The sequence below is a fragment of the Bacteroides sp. ZJ-18 genome (assembly GCF_011038705.2).
Lineage (GTDB): Bacteria > Bacteroidota > Bacteroidia > Bacteroidales > Bacteroidaceae > Bacteroides > Bacteroides hominis.
Genome location: NZ_CP072198.1, coordinates 3,146,453 through 3,165,878 on the forward strand (window position 1 = coordinate 3,146,453; position 19,426 = coordinate 3,165,878).

Consider the following 19,426-nt stretch of genomic DNA (forward strand, 5'->3'; position numbering starts at 1 on the left):
AACTGAGTAAAACAAGTCAAATATGGAAATAAATTTTATAGCAAATGACGTAGTATATGAAGTAACAGTCGACAATTCTTATTTAATTGGTTTCGCAGATAATAAGAATGAACCAAATGAGTATGTTATTGTCGAAAGAGCATTAGAGTTTGATGAACAGGATATTAAATTGGGAATGGATTCATACTATTTTGAATATTCAGACCAATCTAATTCTGGTTATGGCTTATGCAGCAAAGTCGTCTTACATCAAAATGAAATTGTCTTTTCGATAAAACATAAACGAATGGATGATATTACTTCAATAATTGTATCATATAAGGAACATATAATTGAAGACATAAAAGAGTATAGAAAAATACTTTCAAATATCTTCGGAGATATTTTGGTTGTTGAATAAGTTGCTAACAAACAGCACTGCCGCTTAAAGCGGAACGCTCCGGACATTATCAGTTAAAACAATGAAAAGAGAAGGGAAAATATATTGGTTAAAACAAGATGAAGGTGGTTTGCCCCATCTGCCAACAGCAGACCCTTTATATGCTGTCACCTTTTTACCGCAAGCAACGCCTTCTTGGTGGAGTATAAAAATGTTTATACTTGAACCCGGTAAATATGTGAGTGATTGTTTAGTGTCCTTTTTGTTTGATCACGCACCTTATAACATTTTGAATTCAACAAATTCGATAGATGTTTATGCTGGAAAAAATAAGATCGGTACAATCTATTTTCCACAAAAATAAAACTGATAACACGCACCTTAATTGCCCTAAAAGGCAATTAGCTGCCGGGCATTAGTCGCTAAATAATGAAATAATATGAATAACGATTTGTTTTTTTACCTATTCAATAACTTTATTGGTGGAGCTGATGATGATGAAATGTCAATGAACTTTCTAAATTTAGATTTGAATAATGATAATTCGTTGTGCAAATTTCTTCAACATGAAATCATACCATTTTATGAAGCTAATTTTTCTTTGACTCAGAAAGAAGATTTGAATACTCTTTTAGTAAAGTTGGAAAGTGGTGAGATTGAATTAGGGGTAAATGAGTTTGAAAATCAACTATTTCCATTTGAAACGCCGAATAATCTACATAACTTTTGTAAAAGCATTAAAAATGTTTTGTTTGAACATAAAATTAGCGGCTAACAAACAGCTACACCGCTTAAAACGGAACGCTGCCGAACATTATCAGTCAGAAATTAACTAAAAATGTCATGAAATTAAGAGATGAAATAGAATGTAATATTATTAAAGCCAAACAAATTTATCCACAAGTATTGGACTTGATTGATAAATACGACAATGCTTGCAATATTGAGGATAAGGAAAAGTGTGCAGAAATTATTCAGCAGCTTTCAATACTAACAGGTAAACATATTACTGAAAATGATTTATTTGAACATTGGGAAGGTGATGGAACAGAAGAACTCGTTTTTCGATTTTGTTTATCAGAGCCTCCAACACTTGTATCACCTTTATTAGAACAGGAATTATTTGAAATCATTCAAAGAATATGTGAACCTAAATATGAACCTTATCCTGAACTCTATGAAGATATGCCATATCCTAAAGAATGGGTCAAAGAATGGTTTTGGATTCCTTTAAACTGTGTGTACTATTTTCCTTTATTAGAGAAAAATTTGAATTTACCTAAAAGTTTTAATATAAGAACTGATGCTTTTGGTGATAACGATGCTGCACCAATAGAGATACTTGAAATAATTTTAAAAGCAATGAAGTGAAAGATTGATAACAAACAGCAAACCGCCTAAAGCGGCACGCTGTTAAACATTAGTAACCTCAACAATAAAATAGAAAGATATGATAAAAATCAACTTTTATTTAAATTCGTTAGACGACAGAATTAGTCCTTTTGAATTAGGGGATTTTGAATTATGTCTAAATGAAGAAGTATTAATAACTTCCAAAAACACAGTTCCGAATCAATCCATGATGGTTTTTATTTCTGCATTAGATTTGTTAAATGGGATAAATAGATTGCAATGCGATAAGAAAAGATTTCTTTTTATTGGTGCGGATTCATCATTTGCTATTTCTTTTATAAAGAAAAAAACAGTATTAGAGATTTTATATTTTCGACAAAAGATTAAATTGAATTTTGATGAATTTTGCCTTGCCTTATATAAGTCTGTTATGCATTTATATATGGTTGATGGTTCTCCAATAAAAAATGAACCTATGGTAATGGTTGATTTAAAGAATGGTATTTGTAGATTCAAAGAAACATTTAAAATAGAGTAATCTTATATTTTTTAGTGGTTATTATAAACTTAAAAAATGGATATAATCAACGCGTAACCACGATTTTTCTTTTCATCTTGGCAATATTTTGTTTCTTTCGATAAGCTGCTGATGAAAAATATAAAAAAGTAAATAGAGCTACTAACAACCAAATGAACCTAATAGAAGATAAAGAAGACTTTGTTCATTGGGATGGTGCAACAGAACAGGAAATAGAATATGCTGAAAAGGAATTAGGCATATCTTTCCCATTACAATACAAAACTTTTTTATCTCAATGCGGAATGTGTAATTGGAGTGATGTTTGCATTTCGGGAATAGCGAAAGATTCAGATATTATTTCCTATCCTATAATTGAATTAACAAAGGAAGTTCAAAAAGAATTTCAATTATCTATGGATTGGATAGTTTTAAGTTATGAGGTAGGAGAATATCTTATTTTATACAAAATTCCAGTTGGTAATAATCTGAAAGATTCTTCTATTTGGGGAGCTGATGTATATTGGGAAGATGATACTCCCCATATGAGTAAACCTATAAAATTATATGATTCCTTTATGAATTACTTTAAGGAATTCCTTAAATATTCAGATACTGAAAGTTAATCATGCTTGTAACAATCACCTTAACTGCTAAACGCAGTTAGTTGAAAGCCATTAGCAATCACTAAACAAATTATGAATGAAAGTAAAACAACAGATAATAAACTTCTATCAGATACTTAAAGAGTTACCTGATAATGAAGAATATAATGTAGAAGGTATTAGAAATAGAAATTCGATGAAAGCTGATAATCTATTATTTGCTTTGGATAACAAGGATAATCAAGGTATAGATATAGATGCAAAAATATTCTCTTTCTTATCTTTTGTAAAAGGCTATGATATGCCAAGATTTGAGGACAATTATTACCTATTCACAAAAGAAGATTTGGACAGGGAATATAAAGCATTAGGAGATATAGAATTATTAAACGGAAATGAATTAGATTGCTAACAAACAGATAAAGTACCTTAATAGTCGATTATCTGCCGGACATTAGCATCGAATTAATAAATAAAATGAAGAAGCATACCAATAAAGGCATAAGACCGGAAGAAAATACAAAGGCTGATTTATTTCCTTTGAGATATTTCAATTTTGCTTTAGAAAATGTACAAAAAGCGGAAGAGAGTTTAAAGGTATTAGATTACGATGATGGTTGTCAGTATTTACTTGTAAATCTTGATATGTTAATCACAATCTGCAAGAAATATCCAACAACAGCCTCAATGGGGATTTATCGCCTAAATCGCAAGCAGCTTAAAGAAACATTTTATGAATGGTGGGAAAGGAATGAGAAAAAAATACCCTTAAAGTATCGTGCCGGAATAAAAGAAACAGCAGATAAACTTTTTAGCGAATTGACAGAAATAAAAAGTTGGGCAAAATCAGAATAGCTATGTTGAAGATCAATGATGAAATTAACCCCTTCTTTTGGGTGGAACATAAAACTACAGCTTCAGTATGTCTGACTGTTGGCGAATATAAAACAGAAATCTTTCAATCAAGAGAAGATGAAGGATTTGAAGGTAATGGCTATGATTGGGAATCTTTGGCTCGTGTCTTTATTGATGAACAAGCACCAGAACTATCCGAAAGTATTGATTTTGACTCGGAAGGAAGTATGTTCTGTGTTTATTCAAAAGATAGAAATGCTTTAAAAAAGTTTATCTTAAAATTCAAAGAAGCATGTGAAGATCAAGAGTTTATTATAGACTTGTTTTCCCGTGCTGAACTGGATTAAAAGACGATGCTAATAAACAGCTCAACTTCCGAAAATAGGTTAGCTGCCAGTCATTATGTGCAATAATGATGTGAAATATGTTAAAGCAGATATATCAATTTATAAGAAAAGCAATTATGTTTAGAGGTATTATAAATTACGAATTAAAAGATATAATCGTCTCCGGTTATTCGGAGAAACAAGAGAATTTTTATTTGTTTAGTCCAATGTATTGGTGGATATATTTACAGTTTGATAATTTCTATATTGTATTAGATTCTAATAGTGGACATATAACAACAAAAATAGCTGACAAGATAGAGTGTTATTTTGATATTGAAGAAGAGGATAAGTTTACTGTATTTTCACATTCTAAGTGCGAGTATGGATGTGTATTGAAAGTGGAACTATTTACTGATGAAAAGAAAAACTTGATAGGTATAGGATTAATTTTCAACAATCATTATATACTTTTCAACGCATTAGATATTAATGGATTTGTTGTATCAATACATAGTTCCAGAATTACAGCAATACATGATTTCGAGTATATAAATAGTGAGATAGTAGATTAGATAATAACAACCTTGTGAGATACAGATACTATCCGCAAACTGGATGACATTGCGGCAGAACTATGGTACTATGACAGCCCTGATAACGAAGGCTGGAGAGTTGTAAGCCGATATTTAGAGAAACACTTGCAGGACAATTTTTGGAAGTAAATGCACATAACATGCACCTGTTCCGCCTAACGGCGGCAAGCTGCAACCCATTATCATGAATATAAAAAACTATGAAGCAAAAGATAAACAGTATGTCTGAATATTGGCAGTTGTATCAAGTGCTATATTCTAATATAAAAAAAGAAAACGAATTGTTGGCGCAACGATTAAAGCAGACACAATTCTATGCCACTGGTTTAACAGACGGTTGGTATGATTTTCTAAACTCTTTTAAAGAGGTGATTTCAGAAAATTCCAATAATATAAAATCTGAAGATTTAGAATTGGCAAATTTGTTAATAACAACATTGGAAAACTCTTTAAAATCACGATAACACGCACCTATGCCACTTAACGGTGGCAAGCTGCAAACCATTATCAACAGAGTAAAAAAATGAAAGTATATAGAATAGCAATAAATATGATTAAGCAAACCAAGATTTTAAAATTTATAATCCCTATTGTAGTATTTATTCTATTGTATGCTGTCTCAACAATTAGAAACAACAATGTAAAAAAGGATGGCATATATTCTATCGTAACTCTTATTAAATACGGTTCTGCTTATAGAGGGCAAAGTGCAAAATATGAATTTATATATAATAAGACTTTATATGAAGGAAGTTTTTTTATATCATTTGCCGAGAGTAAAAACACTCCAATCGGAACCCGTTACTTTGTAACATTCTTAGCCAAAGCCCCCGACCGACATCTTATATTAGACAGCGTACCATCTTGGTTTACTCTAAAAGCACCAGATAAAGGATGGAAAACATTACCTACGCAAAAACAACTACGAATAATGATGAAAGATAGCTCGAATTAAAATGCTGCCACCGGACATTAACTTGATAATAAATAAACGAAAAATGAAACAGAAATACTATATAATCAAACTATTATTGAAAATATGGTTTGGAATATTATGTATTAGCCTATTGTGTACCACGGGTATTCTTTGGCTAAGGACTCAAAATATAAAACCTGTACCAGATATGGATGCTTCTTATAGAGGCATGGCATTGGCTTGGTCAATTTTGGGAATTTTGGCATTATCTACCGGAGCAATCACTTTGTTCTTGAACTGCTTTGCAAGAGTTAGAAACAGCATACTGTATAGTTTCCTATCATTTTTTCTTATTCCTATTTTGATGATTTTATTTTCTGGTGCAATGTGCTTGTATGATACTACAATACCATTTTTACTTTGTTTATTGGCGTCATACATATTGTTTAGAAATAAAATAATACAGAAAACAAGCGGATGAATCGACCTGATGGTCGATTAGCCACCAGACATTATCGAATATATATGATAAAAATCAGAGTATAGGATTGAAACACATAACGTATATTTGCAGTCTATTTCAATGAAATGGATGAAATCATAAAAGTAATTTGAATATGAAACACTTTAAAATAATAACGATGGGAATACTTGCTTCTATTCTGGGTTTACTGGGATGTGGATATGGAAACAAGCGAGCTACGCAGAGTGAGAGTATAAATCCTTATATTCCGGTAGCCGCACAGATTACAATGGATAAGTTGCCGGGCGTGCTGAAAAACGTACAGGCAGGACGAACGGAATATGATTTTACGGGTATCTGTGCCAATGGTGTGGATTGTATCTATTTCATGCAGGATAACGGAAAGTTCTACATTGATTTTGAAGCCATGAGCAAAGACCAGCTTCCCTATCTGGATACATTGAAGCAGTTTGCCAAAGAGCATAATTACCCAATTATCGAAACGACCTATAACAACACGCCCATAGATTACGATCATGTGAAATATGCTCCGGTTCTAAGCCTGAAAGTCAATGCGGATATTGACAGCATCGTTCATGTCGGAAAATTGATTGAACAAACCATTTTCAAGAATAACGATCAGACCATTTACGATATAGTGCCTTAGAGGGCATAAGGAGAATATAAAAGAATAATGATAAAATGAGAGATAAGGATTCCGGGAAAAAGACATTCTGGATTTACCCTACAAATAAGTTTGTTTGGGCAGGAGTCGTAATATGCAGTATATTCAGTGCATTTATGATCTACTTTTTATGTGTAGCCAATTTAAGTGAGAATAAAGTCCTCTTTATTTTCCTGTTGCCCATATCTTTGTCTATCCTGTTAATCTGTTGGGCACTACCCAGTAAGATTTTACTTTGTGAGGATAGAATAGAAGCACGAAGCCTGTTCGGGAAAAGAAGCATCCGGGTGGATGAGATAAACTCGTGGGGAGTTGTGCAAATGTATAAGCCCTACCGTTGTAAAGAGGGTATTTATTCTTATATACCTGCCAAGTCATTCAAACCTTCCCGTAAAATAGAGGAGAACATAATTTTCTCGTATAGCCTGTTTTTATCCAATATTCCGCACTATGACGGGAAAAAGAAAGATTCGTCCCAAACAGATAAAACTATTTTTGTCAGTTACCGGAAAGAAGTGTATATTGCATTGGAAAAGCATCTGAAAAAATGAAAGACAATGAATATAAGAATCATTTCATTTATCTGTGCAGGGTTGGTAGCAACAAGTTGCGTGTCCTCACTCTGTTTCTATGATTATTTTGCCAACGATGATACTACCAGCAATCCCATCTATTGGATTTTCGACTTTTTCCAGTTATCCATACTGCTGGGACAAGCCGGAATAGGCGTTTATACTATCAATGTGCTTCTACGGCAGAGGAAAGAAGCCGTTTCTTCTCTGGGATATTTTGCGGCTCACGTATTTCTGCAAAATATAACTCCCTTGCTCCAAGCATGGTCTGCGGCTGTCATAACGGAATATCCGCAATGGTTGCTGATGAGCCAGGTCGGCTTTAGCATTGTTCTTTTTATTACTTTGCTAATCATCCAGCCTGCCTCTTTATTCAGAAAGTCGGAATATATCCCCCGGCTGTTGATGGCTGCATTTTATATCAACTGCGTATATACGGCACTTACCGTCATCGGATTAATTATTACCCTGTAATGATTGCATATAAACAGAATCCAGCACAGCACCTTCCCAATGAATAGCAGGCGGGTATTGTTTCCAACCTTTTTTCGGTGGGGACAGTACCCATGTGGGGACAAACTCGTCCCCGAAAGCCTTATTGTATTCAGGGTTGCTGACGGCATACCTCACTATGATGCGCAAAGGATTGCTGACACCCAAGAATTTGGGGTATGTCGTCGTAGTATTATATTTCACCCCATCCACATAAAAACCGAACTGGCGTACCTTGTGCCCCCCTTTAATGACACCCGACACTTTTTCATAAGTGGCTAAAGTGTATCGGTTGCCTTCTGCCAACGCGCGGGCTTTGTGTATGCTATCATACCATGTCCAGCCGGAACCTGCCATTGCAATCAGGCATAAAAGATAAGTGAATAGCGAAGTCTTTTTCCCCTCCGTAGCCCATTGCATTTTCAATAGCGAGCCTACTATCATGGCAAGGGCTCCCGCACCTAACAGGGAGACACAGACCAAAGCCGGAATGTTCATGTACTCTATCATATTGTTGTTTATACCGTACCTTTTAGTTCTTGTTTTTGGTTGTCCATTCTCTTTCGATAGCTTGACGGATTGCTTCCCGGTTATCACAATTCCTGCCACCGGAAGCGTGCCAACGGCGAGTGGGATTGCATCGGCTATTGTAAGCCATATGCGGATTCCCGAAAATGACGGTTATACGCACACGCCAGCGCATACAAATGTCATCGGCTACGAATTGCTGTTTGTTGCACAATATTATTTTCCACTGATTTTCCTTAGCCAGCCGTATCAGGACTTTTTGTTGCTCTTGGGGGGTGAGTGCCGTACTGATGTAATGCAGTTTGAGCGTGTTCTTCTTATTCCGATAGGTAATGTAACCAACCGCAGCGAAAACAACCGGAAACAATACGACAAACCATACAGATTCCGGTTCTATCGTTTCACCCTTAATCTTTGCCATCAGAAGGCAAAACAGTAAAGCGACAGAAGTAAACAGAAGCATAAAAAGAGGTTCTTTAGGATAGTAATCCTTTTTCTCCTGATTCGTCAGCTCTATGCGGCGGTTCTTTAGCGTGCGCTTTAATAATTCCTGATTCATATCGGATTCTTTGATTTACAAAGTTACGGATATGGCAGGGAAAGGGCAAATTTCAATCGGGAAAAGATTATGACCGGAGCTTGTTTTTATCTTTAACGTGTTAAACTGACGTTAATAAACAGGATGGGCACTGGTATTATACACCTTTCGCATATATTTGATAATAATAAACAGCAGGCTGCACGGCATTTATAACAAGCAGAGTAAAGTAATATGAAAGCAACTGAATAAAATGCAGTACGACATGTTTTATTTTGGGGAATCAGTTTATTGGACGTATAAGATGTGTAGCCCGGAATCGGAACCGCTGCCCCTGTTAATAGATGAGAAAAAGGGCGATAAGAACCAGTACATGGGATGCGGTTGGAAAAGATCAGCTAAACAGAATGAAATAAAGTTCATATAACTTTTCCATTTAAAATAGAAAGTATGGGAAAAACTTTGGGTCAGATTTTGATGGATGAAGCTCGACAAACAGGGTTACAGGAGTGGATGAAAAAGGTACAGGTCGCTGTGCGGCAGACGGATGTGAAGAATCCGGTAACGTGGATGGCATTGGAAAGATTGTCCCGGGACGAGGATAATATGCCCTGTCTGGTGAAACTGTTGAAGGAACATTGCCCTTGCCCTTCATTAAAAACACAGGAAGAGCCGGCTTACCTGATATTGGCTGCTTATCATAACGACAACGATTCTTTGGGATATTTATTGGATACAATGAAAGTATATATCAAAAAGAAAGACCATGACGGGATATTGTTCTTATGCCGGATGCAGGCTGCCATCAATGATAATGAGGATTATCCGCACCTGAACGGATTGTACAACGAACTAACGGGCTACCTGCTATCTTGTCGCCGTGATAGGGTAAAGGAGTACCGAAAAGGGAATATTCCCGTATTCAGCGAAGCGGATCTGCAAGTGGCGGAAAAGTACTTGCCACACTTGAAAGAATATTCTTTTCGTGACAAAGTGATGGCTGCCTTCCCTACAGCAAAGACCGTTACGGAATTGGCGGAGAAATGCGGATGTGCGGTGAATACTTTTGAACGTCGTTTCAAAGAGGAGTTCGGGGCTGCTCCCCGCAAATGGATGATGGAGCAAAAAGCAAAGCGTGTAGTAACGCTGCTCACCCATACCAACCTTCCCATGAAAGAGATTGCGGGTGATTGCGGGTTTGAGTCGAGCAACTATTTCTGGGACTTTTGCAGACGTAACCTGAACGCTACACCCACCCAAATAAGGGAAGGATTCATGGATGAACAGAAGTTCGTTGATTAAAGATAGTGGGATGTCGTGGATATAGGAACGGCTTGGTACCTGAACAATGGGGTTATAACCTTACTTTAGGGACTTTTTACTCAAAAACTGTTTTACCGTTTTGTGAGTAAGATGCTGACCTGTTTGATTGGATATTTAATAGGATCAATATATAAATAAAAAAAGGAGTACCGCCGTACTCCAACCTTTGTTAACCTTAAAATCTAATACTATGAAAAACACATTGCAAATATACGCACGATAAATTAATCTGCAAACTATCCAAGAAAAAAAGCATGCTTTATAACATAATTTAAATAAACCAGAATCTATCGCAGATATCTAAATAAGTTTTTTCACATTGTTTTTGTACAGAAAGAGCATATATGTAGGTATTGTGTTGCTTGATTTTCTTTATTTCTTCCGAAAGCTCGTCATTTAAAGGAGACATTTCGAAGTCGGACATCATTACCAGATCAGCATTCCGATAAGATTTAGTTCTTAAAATATGTATAGCGTGAAGAAGTGCAGGGGTTAAATCAGTGCCTCCATGAAAACTTTGACAAAGAAAATCTGCTAATTCCTGTATATTTTGGCTTAAACGTTCTATCTCAATGCAGGCTATGTCGTCGGAAAAGCTGATAAGATAGCATTTTCGATCTTGTTGTTCTGTGAGTTCGGCAATGGCAAGAATGGCCGATTTGACAAACTCTTCTCTTTCTCCACTCATAGATCCTGAAGTATCCACACAGATAATAAATGGTCCTGATTGTTCTTCTGCAATATCTTTTCCCTGTACCTTTACATCTTTTATGCGGTGTTGTTCCTTTGATTCATAGTCTATCATCTGTAACTTCTTCTTGCTGAATCGTTCGAAGAAAAGAGATTGTAAGACTGGATCTGAAAGATAACAATACTCTATGGGTAAGAGGCTGTTTAAATCATTGCCTTCACATATTCCTCTTATATCGCTTTGGGCAGCATGCGTAATGATCTGTTCCTGGTGTATGCCTGCAATCATACGGAATTTTTTCTCCTTACCTTGATGTTGTTTTCCGAGAATTTCTGCCAGTTCCCGAATAGCCGGGTGAGTTTTTGCTATTTCGTCGTAATGGAAAAGTTGTTTAGCCAGTTCTTTGTGCCCCCTTAATAACCACATTAAGCGGATGCTACCACGTTGGGGCAGCTGATTGGCTATGCTTTTCTGTAGTTGGTAGAAGTTCTCACAAAGTCCGTCGATACGTTCTGTCTGATAATTATATTCATTATTAGCTAACAGGTGATGCCATTTGCCAAAAAAAAGATTTCGAAGGTTTTTCCACTCTTTCGACCGTTTTTTAAGTGTATGAAATCGGCTGATATAGTATTGAATATTTAAGTCACCGCGGTTGTATTTCATTTGTAACGGATAGGCTGAATTCTCAAGAAAATGCAAAAAAGCGGTGTCCGTAAGTTCACGACTTTCGTAAAAATGTTCCCATTGCGCAGCATAATGTGAATAAAATTCCTGCAGGGAGGGTTGAGTGTGTTGATAATAAGACTTGATTTCTTCATCAAGTTCCTCTTGCTTGATAATATCATTCCGAAGATGTGACTCGTATAGTTGGTAAGTTACCTTTTCCAGCTTTTCCAGATAGATGTCTCTAAGTTCTTGCAGCCTAATATTCCTTATTTTCCAATCCATGTGTATATGCTATTTCCCGGATTTCATTCTGGCAGATGTCCAGCATTTCTTTCTGGCTGTTTAATACTCGTTTAATCATACTGCGTTGTTTATCGTCCATAAATAAATGTTCCTTGCAATATTGTAATTCGATGTCAGTTATGCGCTTTAAGTCATTTTCGCGGTTATGGCATAGGTCAATCAACTCCTGAAACCGAAATTCAAAAGGTTGATATGTCTCTTCCGGAATATCAATGTCATATCCTGTATTACAGGTTAATGGGTGCTCTTGATTATTGATGAATACAGAGCGAGTGCCTTTTTTAAGTGAGACGACGGCTGATTGGGATACATTGCGATTGCGGACATAGTCATATACCTTTAATATCCAATTTACAGGACGATACTTATCTCTCTGGATATAAAACAATTTTTGAGTATCTTTCCTTAAACCTTGGTAGTCGGAAGCAAAAATCAATAAATTGCCTGCTACAGGATATCCTTCAATCTGATGATAGAAAGTATCTACAATCTGTAATGCAGGATCTTTTATTTCTCTCAGGCTGTGTTCTGATTTCATGTTTTCCCGGATACTGTTCAATTTCTGTTCTAAAATTCGTTCACCACAAAGATAGTGGTCGATGCACTCGCGGAGTGCGGCCGAAACTATTTGTTCGACAACCGGGATTTGTTCCACCTCGTTCCACAGGCAATGTAGTAATAGCGTACAGTCGGAGAAGCGAATGGTATCTGCTCCGTTCAGAAAAGCAGAAGTTCTGAGTAAGGATACGATTTTTTTCCATCGGCGGTCAGAAACATAAAGAACAGAGTGGGGGATTTCTTCTTTCTGTATGTTATATTTTTCTATCTGCCGTTTGATGGAGTGAATTAATTCAAAGATGGTATAATGTATATTGACTTGGTTGATTTGAGTTCGCCAGTCCCTGTATTGCTCTTCTGTAATGGAAAGTCCGGATGGAATTACCGGTTCAGCATCATTTACTGAGGCTATCATCCGGTCGAAAGCGAATTCCTGTTCGATGTTCCCTACGAAACAGCGTATTAGGAAACGATCCCACAGAGCTTCTAAACCTTCTCCCTGAGCGGGCAGTTCGTTAGAAGCTGCTATTAATCCTTTCAATGGCAACCGGATCGTATATTGTCCGTTGCGGTATATTTTCTCGTTGATGACTGTCAGCAATGAGTTTTGTATGCTTGGTCCGGCTTTCCATATTTCATCCAGAAATACGATCGTTGCCGATGGAAGGTAGCCTTCGATAATACGTTCATATTTATCCTCGTCTTTCAGCTTAGAGATGGATACCGGACCGAATATTTCATCGGGGGTACTGAAACGGGACATCAGGTATTCAAAGGAAGTGCTTCTGTCGAATGCCAGTTTCAATCGTCTTGCGATAAGGCTTTTGGCGACTCCCGGAGGTCCGAGGAAGAAAATGCTTTCTCCGGAAATGGCTGATAAAAGTGATAATGCGATGGGATGTTCTTTCTCAAAGATTCCCTCGTTCATGGCATACAATAATTGGGTAATATGTGATTTTACTGTTTTCATGTACTTCTGAATTTTGTGCAAAAATAAGGGATTTTTCTGCCAAATTGAGGCATAGTTGTATTTTTGTATGTCAACGGCTTGTATAAACATATATTCGTATGGAGTGTTATAAACAGAAGTTGGTGAAATGGAAACATTATTGTATCTTTATCACCTGTAACAGTATACAGGAAGGAGTTTGAATTATGGAGTTGCGTACAGTCGATGTCACTCGTTACATCATGCCGCTGCGTGAGGGTGGTTCTCTACCGGCGCTGGCCGAAGCTGATGATGGTTTTAAATATGTTGTTAAGTTTCGGGGTGCAGGGCACGGAACTAAAGCACTGATAGCAGAATTGATTGGTGGTGAGATTGCACGGATGTTGGGTTTTCGTCTGCCGGAGTTGGTCTTTTTGAATTTAGATGAAGCTTTCGGACGTTCGGAAGGTGACGAAGAGATACAGGATTTATTGCAGGGAAGCCGGGGATTGAATCTGGGCTTGCATTTTCTTTCAGGCGCTTTACCATTCGATCCGGTTGTTACTGAGATCGACGGCAAACTGGCGTCACAGGTTGTATGGCTGGATGCGTTATTGACTAATGTGGACCGTACCACGAAAAATACCAATATGCTTATGTGGCATAAAGAGTTGTGGCTGATAGATCATGGTGCCTCTCTCTTTTTTCAGCATTCATGGGTCAATTGGCACAAACATGCAATGAGTCCTTTTACTCAGATTAAAGATCATGCTCTATTGCCGCAAGCCGATAAGTTGGAGGAGGTGGATGCCGAATTTCGGGTATTACTGACATCGGAGAAGATTCGTGAGATCGTAAATTTGATTCCGGATGACTGGGTGGAGTGGCGTGACAAAAATGAAACTCCCCAAGATATCCGTGATATCTATTACCAATTTCTTATAGAAAGGATAGAACATTCTGAAACGTTTGTAAAAGAAGCAAAACATGCCAGAGAAGCATATTTATGAATACGCCGTTATCCGGATTGTTCCGAAAGTGGAACGTGAGGAGTTTATCAATGTTGGAGTTATCCTGTTTTCCAAACAAGCATGCTTTATCAGGATGCGTTATGATATCAATGAAAAAAGGCTGAGGCTATTTGCACCGGAACTTGATATTGATTCTTTCCGTGAACATCTGGAGGCTTTTAGCAAAATTTGTGCCGGTTGCCGTACAGGAGGAGCTATTGCCCAATTGGAAATCCCGGAACGTTTTCGATGGTTGACTGCACACCGGAGTTCGTGTATTCAAACTTCAAGACCTCATGTGGGTTACTCCGATGATCTGGAGGAGACATTGGAGCGATTGTTCCGGGAATTGGTACTTTAATGCTTTTATCCTTTTGCCTCCTGATACATAAATCGTTTGATGCTCTTCTTCGCAGTTTTCTCAAATTCTTCGAAGTGAATCTTTATTTTAGTAATCTGGCAATAAGAGGGTAATTGCTGATTGAGTTCAATCCGGTTGGTTTCCATCATCCTTTCAATATCTGTTTGTGATAGTCCATGTGCAAAGGCATCATCGAAATCAGGGTAGATTAATGCCACAAGTTTATCTTTCTGGAGCAGGACTAATGATTCGGATACATAAGGCATGTTGTTGAATTTACTTTCTATTTCTTCCGGATAAATGTTCTGTCCGCTTGAAGTTAGTAACATGTTTTTACTTCGTCCACGTACTGTGACATACCCCTCCGAATCCATTGTGGCTAAGTCTCCGGTATGGAGCCATCCGTTTACATCGATGATTTGTGAAGTCGCTTCCGGATTTTTGTAGTACCCCAACATTAGGTTCATACCCTTACAAATGATTTCTCCGGCAATGCTTTTCGGATCAGTGGAGTCGATTCTCACTTCCATACGGCTGGTTGCTTTTCCGCACGAAGCCTGTTTCAAGGTTTCCCAGCGACTTGAGCAGATAATGGGCCCACATTCTGTCATGCCATAAGCAATGGTGTATGGAAATCCTATTTGTTTAAGGAAGGCTTCCACTTCTGCATTGAATGGAGCTCCTCCGATAATAATCTCTTCGAAATTTCCCCCGAAGATCTCCATAGCGGCCTGTCGGGCAGCGGCTTTTATTTTATCATTAACAATGGGGACCTTCAACAGCAATTTACCTATTTTATTGTCCAGTTTGGGGAGAATATCTTTTTTAATAATCTTTTCAACAATCAACGGCACACAAGAGATCACTCTCGGCTTGATTTCCGCAAATGACTGTGCAATGATCTTAGGAGACGGCATACGCGTCAGAAAGTAGAGATGGGCGCCGGCAGAGAATCCGTAAAGGAAGTCGTAGACCATGCCGAACACATGTCCCATAGGGAGCATGGAGACGATATGATCTCCCGGTTTTACCGGAAGCATCTCATGACAATAGGCGATGTTTGACCACAAACTCCGGTATGGAAGCATAACTCCTTTGGAATAGCCGGTTGTTCCCGACGTATAATTTATGACAGCCAGTTCTTCCGGCATTTCTTTACGGTAGGAGATATGTTCCGGGCGGAAATTTCTGGGATATCGTTGCCCGTATATTTCATTACGGTGTTCATGTGCATACGTCAGTTTATTGTTGCGCGACACAAGTGGGGCAAAGTCAGTTAAGGAAGATATGCCTTCAAGTAGCGGCATCCGGTCCTCATTAAGGTTTTCCCACACCTGCTCACCTATAAAAAGCAATTTTGCTTCGGAGTGATTGACGATATTGTGAATATTGTCAGCCTTAAATTCGTGTAAGATAGGAACAATTACTGCACCATAGGTCACAGTAGCCAAAAAGGTTACAGCCCAGTGGGCACTATTACGTCCACAGACAGCTATTTTATCTCCCGGCTGAATGCCGGCCATTTCTAATATGATGTGAAATTTGGCTATTTTCCGGGCTACATCCTTATATTGAAGGGTGATTCCTTTGTAGTCTGTCAGGGCGTTTGCATCCCAGTTGTTTATGATGCTCTGTTCAATATAACCAATGAACCGTTGTTCTTGTTCCATTTTGTAATTTTTGCACATTCAGTTTAAAACTGCGCAAAATTAATATTCTATTAACGGAAACCGAATTCTTTCGTAAAGTTTTACGTTAAATTAACGGAGGATGGGAGAGCTTTATTTGTCTATTATTAAGCCGATAAAAGTCACAGAGACACGTCTTATGATATCAGGGTGATATATAATCTCCGTGTTCTCTGTGTACTTCGTTATGAGCTTTTATTCACTCTCAGCCATTTCTTTTTTATTCTTTTCTGAGATCAGCAATAATTTGTCCCCTACGTGCAGTTTTAGTGTGCCATTAGGAATCAGGAATTCATCTCCGCGTTTTACGATCATTACCAAAGTTCCTTTAGGCAGGTTCATATCTTTCAGCGTATCGGCTTCACTCAATATTTCCGAAGTGATGGTCATGTCCGAGAGGTCGGTATCTATTTCTTCGGGAAGTTCGACACCAAATTCATTTCCGGTCTTTTCAAGAGGAGTAGACAGATGCAATAAGCGTGCTACAAACGATACGCTTGTTCCTTGCACAATCAGCGAAACAATCGTGATGAAAAATACAATATTGAAAATCATATTCGATCCTTCTACATTGGCTACTACCGGATAGGTTGCAAAAATGATAGGCACAGCTCCCCGCAGACCTACCCACGAAACGAATAAACGCGATTTCAAAGTGATTTTTCGGAAAGGCAACAGACAAAGAAATACACTTAAAGGACGCCCGATAACGATCATGAATACTCCGATAAGTAATGCTACAACAGCAACTTCAAGCATTTCGTGCGGATTGACAAGTAGTCCCAGCATGAGGAACATAATGATTTGGAATAACCATGTAAGTCCGTCCATAAACGTTGCAATTTCTTTCCGAAAGGTTATTTTATGGTTACCTACCATCATACCGGCAATGTATACAGCCAAATATCCGTTACCGCGGAGTAGGTCGGTGATGGCAAAAGTAAAGAATACAAATGACAGTAACAGAATGGGATAAAGTGACTGGTTATCGATATTTATTTTATTAAGGATCAGTATTGCCAGCTTTCCCAGTATATATCCGGCGGCTGCGCCTACCAGGAACTGGATGATGAATGAGCCGATAATGGTGCCTGTACCCATACCATCCGATTGGATGAACTGTATCAGGACAATGGTCAGCATATAAGCCATCGGGTCGTTGCTTCCGCTTTCCAGTTCAAGCATGGGACGCAGATTATGTTTCAGATTCATCTTCTGTGAACGGAGGATAGCGAACACGGAGGCAGAATCGGTGGACGACATGGTCGATGCAAGCAGTAGGGAAGTAATCAGCGGGAAATGGATATTCGTCCAACCCATTCCGGAAAGATACCAAATGAACAAACCGGTGAAAAGAGCTGTGAGGAGTACTCCTACAGTAGAGAGTACAATTCCCGGTGACAGGATGGGACGGATTTCTTTGAACTTAGTATCCATACCACCGGAAAACAAGATGACGCTAAGGGCTACCATACCTATAAATTGAGCGACTTTGGCGTTGTGGAACTGCAGTCCCAGACCGTCGCTTCCGAAAAACATGCCTACGAGAAGAAATAATAATAAAGCGGGTACTCCGAAACGATAGCCGGTTTTTCCGACAACAATGCTAACGAATAGTAAGATAGAGCCAATGAGTAGAATGTTTTCTGCGGTAAATATCATAAGCAATAAGTGCTGAAGGTTATTAATTTGTTATTTTACATTTCACTGTGCGAAGTTACTTAAATTATGTAACAAATAGAAATGCTCTTTGGATGTATTTATGTCCCAAATTGCCGTAAAATAGTTTAAAAATGTTATTTTTGCAGCCAAAATAATATCATTCTATATCTATATGGATTCAAATCATCTTTCTCCTTTACGTAAGGGCGTGGTAGGAGTACAGTTTCTTTTTGTGGCTTTTGGCGCTACTGTTCTCGTACCTTTATTGGTCGGACTTGACCCCTCTACAGCCTTATTTACGGCCGGTATCGGTACACTTCTTTTTCATTTGGTAACAAAGGGGAAAGTTCCTATCTTCCTGGGCAGCAGCTTTGCGTTTATTGCTCCCATTATTAAAGCAACCGAATTATACGGACTCGCCGGCACGCTTTCTGGAATGGTGGGGGTTGCATTGGTATACTTTGTCATGAGTGCTTTGGTCAAATGGCAGGGAATCAGACTGATTGAACGCCTGTTCCCTCCGGTAGTTATTGGTCCGGTAATTATCTTGATCGGGCTTTCACTTGCCGGAACCGGAGTCAATATGGCAAAAGAAAACTGGACTCTTGCATTACTTTCATTACTGACTGCCGTGGTTGTATCTATCCGTGCTAAAGGACTATTGAAGCTAATACCTATCTTTTGCGGAATTATCGTGGGGTATGTTGCCGCATTGGTCTTTTATGATGTCGACCTGTCGGGAGTGAGAGATGCAGCATGGTTGGGCTTTCCGCAGTTTGTATTTCCTAAGTTCTCCTGGGAGCCTATTTTGTTTATGATGCCGGTAGCGATTGCTCCGGTGATAGAACATATCGGTGATGTGTATGTAGTAAATACTGTAACCAGAAAGGACTATGTGAAAGATCCCGGATTGCATCGAACGCTCTTGGGAGATGGTTTGGCCTGTCTTTGTGCAGGCTTGTTGGGAGGTCCTCCTGTGACTACATATTCGGAAGTAACCGGAGCGATGTCACTTACCAAGGTGACAAATCCTCAGGTAATACGAATTGCGGCGGTCACGGCAATCCTGTTTTCAGTGATCGGCAAAGTCAGTGCTTTGCTAAAGTCTATCCCTTCGGCTGTATTGGGAGGAATCATGCTGCTTCTTTTCGGTACGATTGCTTGTGCGGGAATTGCCAATCTTGTCAATAATTGCATTGACTTGAGCCGGACGCGCAATATCATAATTGTTTCTCTGACCTTGACAATAGGCATAGGTGGAGCCGTGTTGACATGGGGTGAGTTTTCATTGTCAGGAATCGGTCTCGCTGCATTGGTAGGAGTAGGGTTGAACCTGGTGCTCCCGAGAGAAGAGTGATAAACGATGAAGGGTAAACGATAAACCGGTTGTGTGCCATAGGCAAGAGTC

General features: G+C 38.3%; 26 protein-coding genes. 19 read left to right on the forward strand and 7 right to left on the reverse strand.

Annotated elements, in window-relative coordinates:
- Positions 1–22 precede the first annotated feature (22 nt).
- The 12 genes from G7Y45_RS12530 (at position 23) to G7Y45_RS12585 (ending at position 5,586) form a co-directional block, all read left to right on the forward strand.
- A complete protein-coding gene (locus tag G7Y45_RS12530) occupies positions 23–400 on the forward strand; it encodes an Imm10 family immunity protein (RefSeq protein WP_165014648.1) in 378 nt (125 codons plus the stop codon).
- Between the two features lie 61 nt (positions 401–461).
- Positions 462–743 (forward strand): hypothetical protein, encoded by a 282-nt coding sequence (locus G7Y45_RS12535; protein WP_165014651.1) that lies wholly within the window; start codon positions 462–464, stop codon positions 741–743.
- A gap of 75 nt (positions 744–818) precedes the next feature.
- Positions 819–1,154 carry a hypothetical protein gene (locus G7Y45_RS12540; protein ID WP_165014654.1) on the forward strand — a complete coding sequence of 112 codons (336 nt, stop codon included), beginning with the start codon at positions 819–821 and terminating at the stop codon, positions 1,152–1,154.
- 68 nt (positions 1,155–1,222) lie between these two features.
- Positions 1,223–1,750, forward strand: a complete 528-nt coding sequence (locus G7Y45_RS12545) for a hypothetical protein (protein ID WP_165014657.1) — start codon at positions 1,223–1,225, stop codon at positions 1,748–1,750.
- Positions 1,751–1,829: 79 nt separating this feature from the next.
- Positions 1,830–2,270, forward strand: a complete 441-nt coding sequence (locus tag G7Y45_RS12550; protein WP_165014660.1) for a hypothetical protein — start codon at positions 1,830–1,832, stop codon at positions 2,268–2,270.
- A 152-nt stretch (positions 2,271–2,422) separates the two neighbouring features.
- Positions 2,423–2,875, forward strand: coding sequence for an SMI1/KNR4 family protein (locus G7Y45_RS12555; protein ID WP_165014663.1), 453 nt, complete (start codon positions 2,423–2,425; stop codon positions 2,873–2,875).
- Between the two features lie 76 nt (positions 2,876–2,951).
- The gene (locus G7Y45_RS12560; protein WP_165014666.1) at positions 2,952–3,266 is read left to right on the forward strand and encodes a hypothetical protein; all 315 of its coding nucleotides are present in this window, start codon (positions 2,952–2,954) and stop codon (positions 3,264–3,266) included.
- A 65-nt stretch (positions 3,267–3,331) separates the two neighbouring features.
- Positions 3,332–3,709, forward strand: coding sequence for a hypothetical protein (locus G7Y45_RS12565; protein WP_165014669.1), 378 nt, complete (start codon positions 3,332–3,334; stop codon positions 3,707–3,709).
- A 2-nt stretch (positions 3,710–3,711) separates the two neighbouring features.
- Complete coding sequence (locus tag G7Y45_RS12570) at positions 3,712–4,056, forward strand: immunity 51 family protein (RefSeq protein WP_165014672.1); 345 nt, start codon at positions 3,712–3,714, stop codon at positions 4,054–4,056.
- 77 nt (positions 4,057–4,133) lie between these two features.
- Complete coding sequence (locus G7Y45_RS12575) at positions 4,134–4,610, forward strand: hypothetical protein (RefSeq protein WP_165014674.1); 477 nt, start codon at positions 4,134–4,136, stop codon at positions 4,608–4,610.
- Positions 4,611–4,831: 221 nt separating this feature from the next.
- On the forward strand, positions 4,832–5,095 hold the full coding sequence (locus G7Y45_RS12580; protein ID WP_165014677.1) for a hypothetical protein: 264 nt from the start codon (positions 4,832–4,834) through the stop codon (positions 5,093–5,095).
- Between the two features lie 59 nt (positions 5,096–5,154).
- Positions 5,155–5,586: a hypothetical protein gene (locus G7Y45_RS12585; RefSeq protein ID WP_032537967.1), complete on the forward strand. Its 432-nt coding sequence runs from the start codon at positions 5,155–5,157 to the stop codon at positions 5,584–5,586.
- A gap of 180 nt (positions 5,587–5,766) precedes the next feature.
- Here the strand turns inward: G7Y45_RS12585 and G7Y45_RS12590 are convergent, their stop codons facing one another.
- The gene (locus G7Y45_RS12590) at positions 5,767–5,988 is read right to left on the reverse strand and encodes a hypothetical protein (protein ID WP_005805636.1); all 222 of its coding nucleotides are present in this window, start codon (positions 5,986–5,988) and stop codon (positions 5,767–5,769) included.
- Between the two features lie 176 nt (positions 5,989–6,164).
- On the opposite strand from G7Y45_RS12590, the gene G7Y45_RS12595 reads away from it, so the two are divergent.
- Genes G7Y45_RS12595 through G7Y45_RS12605 form a run of 3 tightly spaced genes read left to right on the forward strand, consistent with a single transcriptional unit; the run spans position 6,165 to position 7,741 of the window.
- On the forward strand, positions 6,165–6,677 hold the full coding sequence (locus G7Y45_RS12595; RefSeq protein WP_165014679.1) for a hypothetical protein: 513 nt from the start codon (positions 6,165–6,167) through the stop codon (positions 6,675–6,677).
- A 35-nt stretch (positions 6,678–6,712) separates the two neighbouring features.
- The gene (locus G7Y45_RS12600) at positions 6,713–7,246 is read left to right on the forward strand and encodes a hypothetical protein (protein ID WP_032536041.1); all 534 of its coding nucleotides are present in this window, start codon (positions 6,713–6,715) and stop codon (positions 7,244–7,246) included.
- A 6-nt stretch (positions 7,247–7,252) separates the two neighbouring features.
- A complete protein-coding gene (locus G7Y45_RS12605) occupies positions 7,253–7,741 on the forward strand; it encodes a hypothetical protein (protein WP_032538049.1) in 489 nt (162 codons plus the stop codon).
- Here G7Y45_RS12605 and G7Y45_RS12610 read toward each other — a convergent pair.
- Together G7Y45_RS12610 and G7Y45_RS12615 are read right to left on the reverse strand one after the other, a co-directional pair.
- A complete protein-coding gene (locus G7Y45_RS12610; RefSeq protein WP_032537968.1) occupies positions 7,724–8,269 on the reverse strand; it encodes a hypothetical protein in 546 nt (181 codons plus the stop codon). The genes G7Y45_RS12605 and G7Y45_RS12610 overlap by 18 nt on opposite strands.
- 22 nt (positions 8,270–8,291) lie before the next feature.
- Complete coding sequence (locus G7Y45_RS12615) at positions 8,292–8,846, reverse strand: hypothetical protein (protein WP_005777448.1); 555 nt, start codon at positions 8,844–8,846, stop codon at positions 8,292–8,294.
- 429 nt (positions 8,847–9,275) lie between these two features.
- Here G7Y45_RS12615 and G7Y45_RS12620 point away from each other — a divergent pair, with 429 nt between their 5' ends.
- Positions 9,276–10,127, forward strand: a complete 852-nt coding sequence (locus G7Y45_RS12620) for an AraC family transcriptional regulator (protein ID WP_122296459.1) — start codon at positions 9,276–9,278, stop codon at positions 10,125–10,127.
- A gap of 292 nt (positions 10,128–10,419) precedes the next feature.
- Here G7Y45_RS12620 and G7Y45_RS12625 read toward each other — a convergent pair whose 3' ends face one another.
- Together G7Y45_RS12625 and G7Y45_RS12630 are read right to left on the reverse strand one after the other, a co-directional pair.
- Complete coding sequence (locus G7Y45_RS12625) at positions 10,420–11,790, reverse strand: VWA domain-containing protein (RefSeq protein ID WP_165014682.1); 1,371 nt, start codon at positions 11,788–11,790, stop codon at positions 10,420–10,422.
- A complete protein-coding gene (locus G7Y45_RS12630) occupies positions 11,765–13,339 on the reverse strand; it encodes an AAA family ATPase (RefSeq protein ID WP_005777454.1) in 1,575 nt (524 codons plus the stop codon). The genes G7Y45_RS12625 and G7Y45_RS12630 overlap by 26 nt, the downstream gene beginning before the upstream one ends.
- A 185-nt stretch (positions 13,340–13,524) precedes the next feature.
- On the opposite strand from G7Y45_RS12630, the gene G7Y45_RS12635 reads away from it, so the two are divergent.
- Complete coding sequence (locus G7Y45_RS12635; RefSeq protein ID WP_005777455.1) at positions 13,525–14,307, forward strand: HipA family kinase; 783 nt, start codon at positions 13,525–13,527, stop codon at positions 14,305–14,307.
- Positions 14,285–14,668, forward strand: coding sequence for a DUF3037 domain-containing protein (locus G7Y45_RS12640; protein WP_005777457.1), 384 nt, complete (start codon positions 14,285–14,287; stop codon positions 14,666–14,668). Before G7Y45_RS12635 ends, G7Y45_RS12640 begins: the two co-directional genes overlap by 23 nt.
- 5 nt (positions 14,669–14,673) lie before the next feature.
- On the opposite strand, the gene G7Y45_RS12645 is transcribed toward G7Y45_RS12640, so the two are convergent.
- Positions 14,674–16,338 (reverse strand): long-chain fatty acid--CoA ligase, encoded by a 1,665-nt coding sequence (locus G7Y45_RS12645; RefSeq protein ID WP_165014685.1) that lies wholly within the window; start codon positions 16,336–16,338, stop codon positions 14,674–14,676.
- A 213-nt stretch (positions 16,339–16,551) separates the two neighbouring features.
- Entirely contained in the window at positions 16,552–18,018 is a 1,467-nt protein-coding gene (locus G7Y45_RS12650) for a potassium/proton antiporter (RefSeq protein ID WP_005805674.1), read from the reverse strand.
- 172 nt (positions 18,019–18,190) lie between these two features.
- Between G7Y45_RS12650 and G7Y45_RS12655 the strand changes: the two genes are divergently transcribed.
- Positions 18,191–19,375 carry a uracil-xanthine permease family protein gene (locus G7Y45_RS12655; RefSeq protein WP_165014689.1) on the forward strand — a complete coding sequence of 395 codons (1,185 nt, stop codon included), beginning with the start codon at positions 18,191–18,193 and terminating at the stop codon, positions 19,373–19,375.
- Positions 19,376–19,426: the final 51 nt, after the last annotated feature.

Coding starts and splice junctions, on each gene's coding strand:
- G7Y45_RS12540 (WP_165014654.1), top strand. CDS start 819: ATGAATAACGATTTGTTTTTTTACCTATTCAATAACTTTATTGGTGGA.
- G7Y45_RS12550 (WP_165014660.1), top strand. CDS start 1,830: ATGATAAAAATCAACTTTTATTTAAATTCGTTAGACGACAGAATTAGT.
- G7Y45_RS12650 (WP_005805674.1), bottom strand. CDS start 18,018: ATGATATTTACCGCAGAAAACATTCTACTCATTGGCTCTATCTTACTA.
- G7Y45_RS12545 (WP_165014657.1), top strand. CDS start 1,223: ATGAAATTAAGAGATGAAATAGAATGTAATATTATTAAAGCCAAACAA.
- G7Y45_RS12615 (WP_005777448.1), bottom strand. CDS start 8,846: ATGAATCAGGAATTATTAAAGCGCACGCTAAAGAACCGCCGCATAGAG.
- G7Y45_RS12590 (WP_005805636.1), bottom strand. CDS start 5,988: ATGTATGACGCCAATAAACAAAGTAAAAATGGTATTGTAGTATCATAC.
- G7Y45_RS12595 (WP_165014679.1), top strand. CDS start 6,165: ATGAAACACTTTAAAATAATAACGATGGGAATACTTGCTTCTATTCTG.
- G7Y45_RS12625 (WP_165014682.1), bottom strand. CDS start 11,790: ATGGATTGGAAAATAAGGAATATTAGGCTGCAAGAACTTAGAGACATC.
- G7Y45_RS12605 (WP_032538049.1), top strand. CDS start 7,253: ATGAATATAAGAATCATTTCATTTATCTGTGCAGGGTTGGTAGCAACA.
- G7Y45_RS12635 (WP_005777455.1), top strand. CDS start 13,525: ATGGAGTTGCGTACAGTCGATGTCACTCGTTACATCATGCCGCTGCGT.
- G7Y45_RS12535 (WP_165014651.1), top strand. CDS start 462: ATGAAAAGAGAAGGGAAAATATATTGGTTAAAACAAGATGAAGGTGGT.
- G7Y45_RS12570 (WP_165014672.1), top strand. CDS start 3,712: ATGTTGAAGATCAATGATGAAATTAACCCCTTCTTTTGGGTGGAACAT.
- G7Y45_RS12585 (WP_032537967.1), top strand. CDS start 5,155: ATGAAAGTATATAGAATAGCAATAAATATGATTAAGCAAACCAAGATT.
- G7Y45_RS12600 (WP_032536041.1), top strand. CDS start 6,713: ATGAGAGATAAGGATTCCGGGAAAAAGACATTCTGGATTTACCCTACA.
- G7Y45_RS12560 (WP_165014666.1), top strand. CDS start 2,952: ATGAAAGTAAAACAACAGATAATAAACTTCTATCAGATACTTAAAGAG.
- G7Y45_RS12620 (WP_122296459.1), top strand. CDS start 9,276: ATGGGAAAAACTTTGGGTCAGATTTTGATGGATGAAGCTCGACAAACA.
- G7Y45_RS12655 (WP_165014689.1), top strand. CDS start 18,191: ATGGATTCAAATCATCTTTCTCCTTTACGTAAGGGCGTGGTAGGAGTA.
- G7Y45_RS12630 (WP_005777454.1), bottom strand. CDS start 13,339: ATGAAAACAGTAAAATCACATATTACCCAATTATTGTATGCCATGAAC.
- G7Y45_RS12555 (WP_165014663.1), top strand. CDS start 2,423: ATGAACCTAATAGAAGATAAAGAAGACTTTGTTCATTGGGATGGTGCA.
- G7Y45_RS12530 (WP_165014648.1), top strand. CDS start 23: ATGGAAATAAATTTTATAGCAAATGACGTAGTATATGAAGTAACAGTC.
- G7Y45_RS12575 (WP_165014674.1), top strand. CDS start 4,134: ATGTTAAAGCAGATATATCAATTTATAAGAAAAGCAATTATGTTTAGA.
- G7Y45_RS12565 (WP_165014669.1), top strand. CDS start 3,332: ATGAAGAAGCATACCAATAAAGGCATAAGACCGGAAGAAAATACAAAG.
- G7Y45_RS12645 (WP_165014685.1), bottom strand. CDS start 16,338: ATGGAACAAGAACAACGGTTCATTGGTTATATTGAACAGAGCATCATA.
- G7Y45_RS12640 (WP_005777457.1), top strand. CDS start 14,285: ATGCCAGAGAAGCATATTTATGAATACGCCGTTATCCGGATTGTTCCG.
- G7Y45_RS12610 (WP_032537968.1), bottom strand. CDS start 8,269: ATGATAGAGTACATGAACATTCCGGCTTTGGTCTGTGTCTCCCTGTTA.
- G7Y45_RS12580 (WP_165014677.1), top strand. CDS start 4,832: ATGAAGCAAAAGATAAACAGTATGTCTGAATATTGGCAGTTGTATCAA.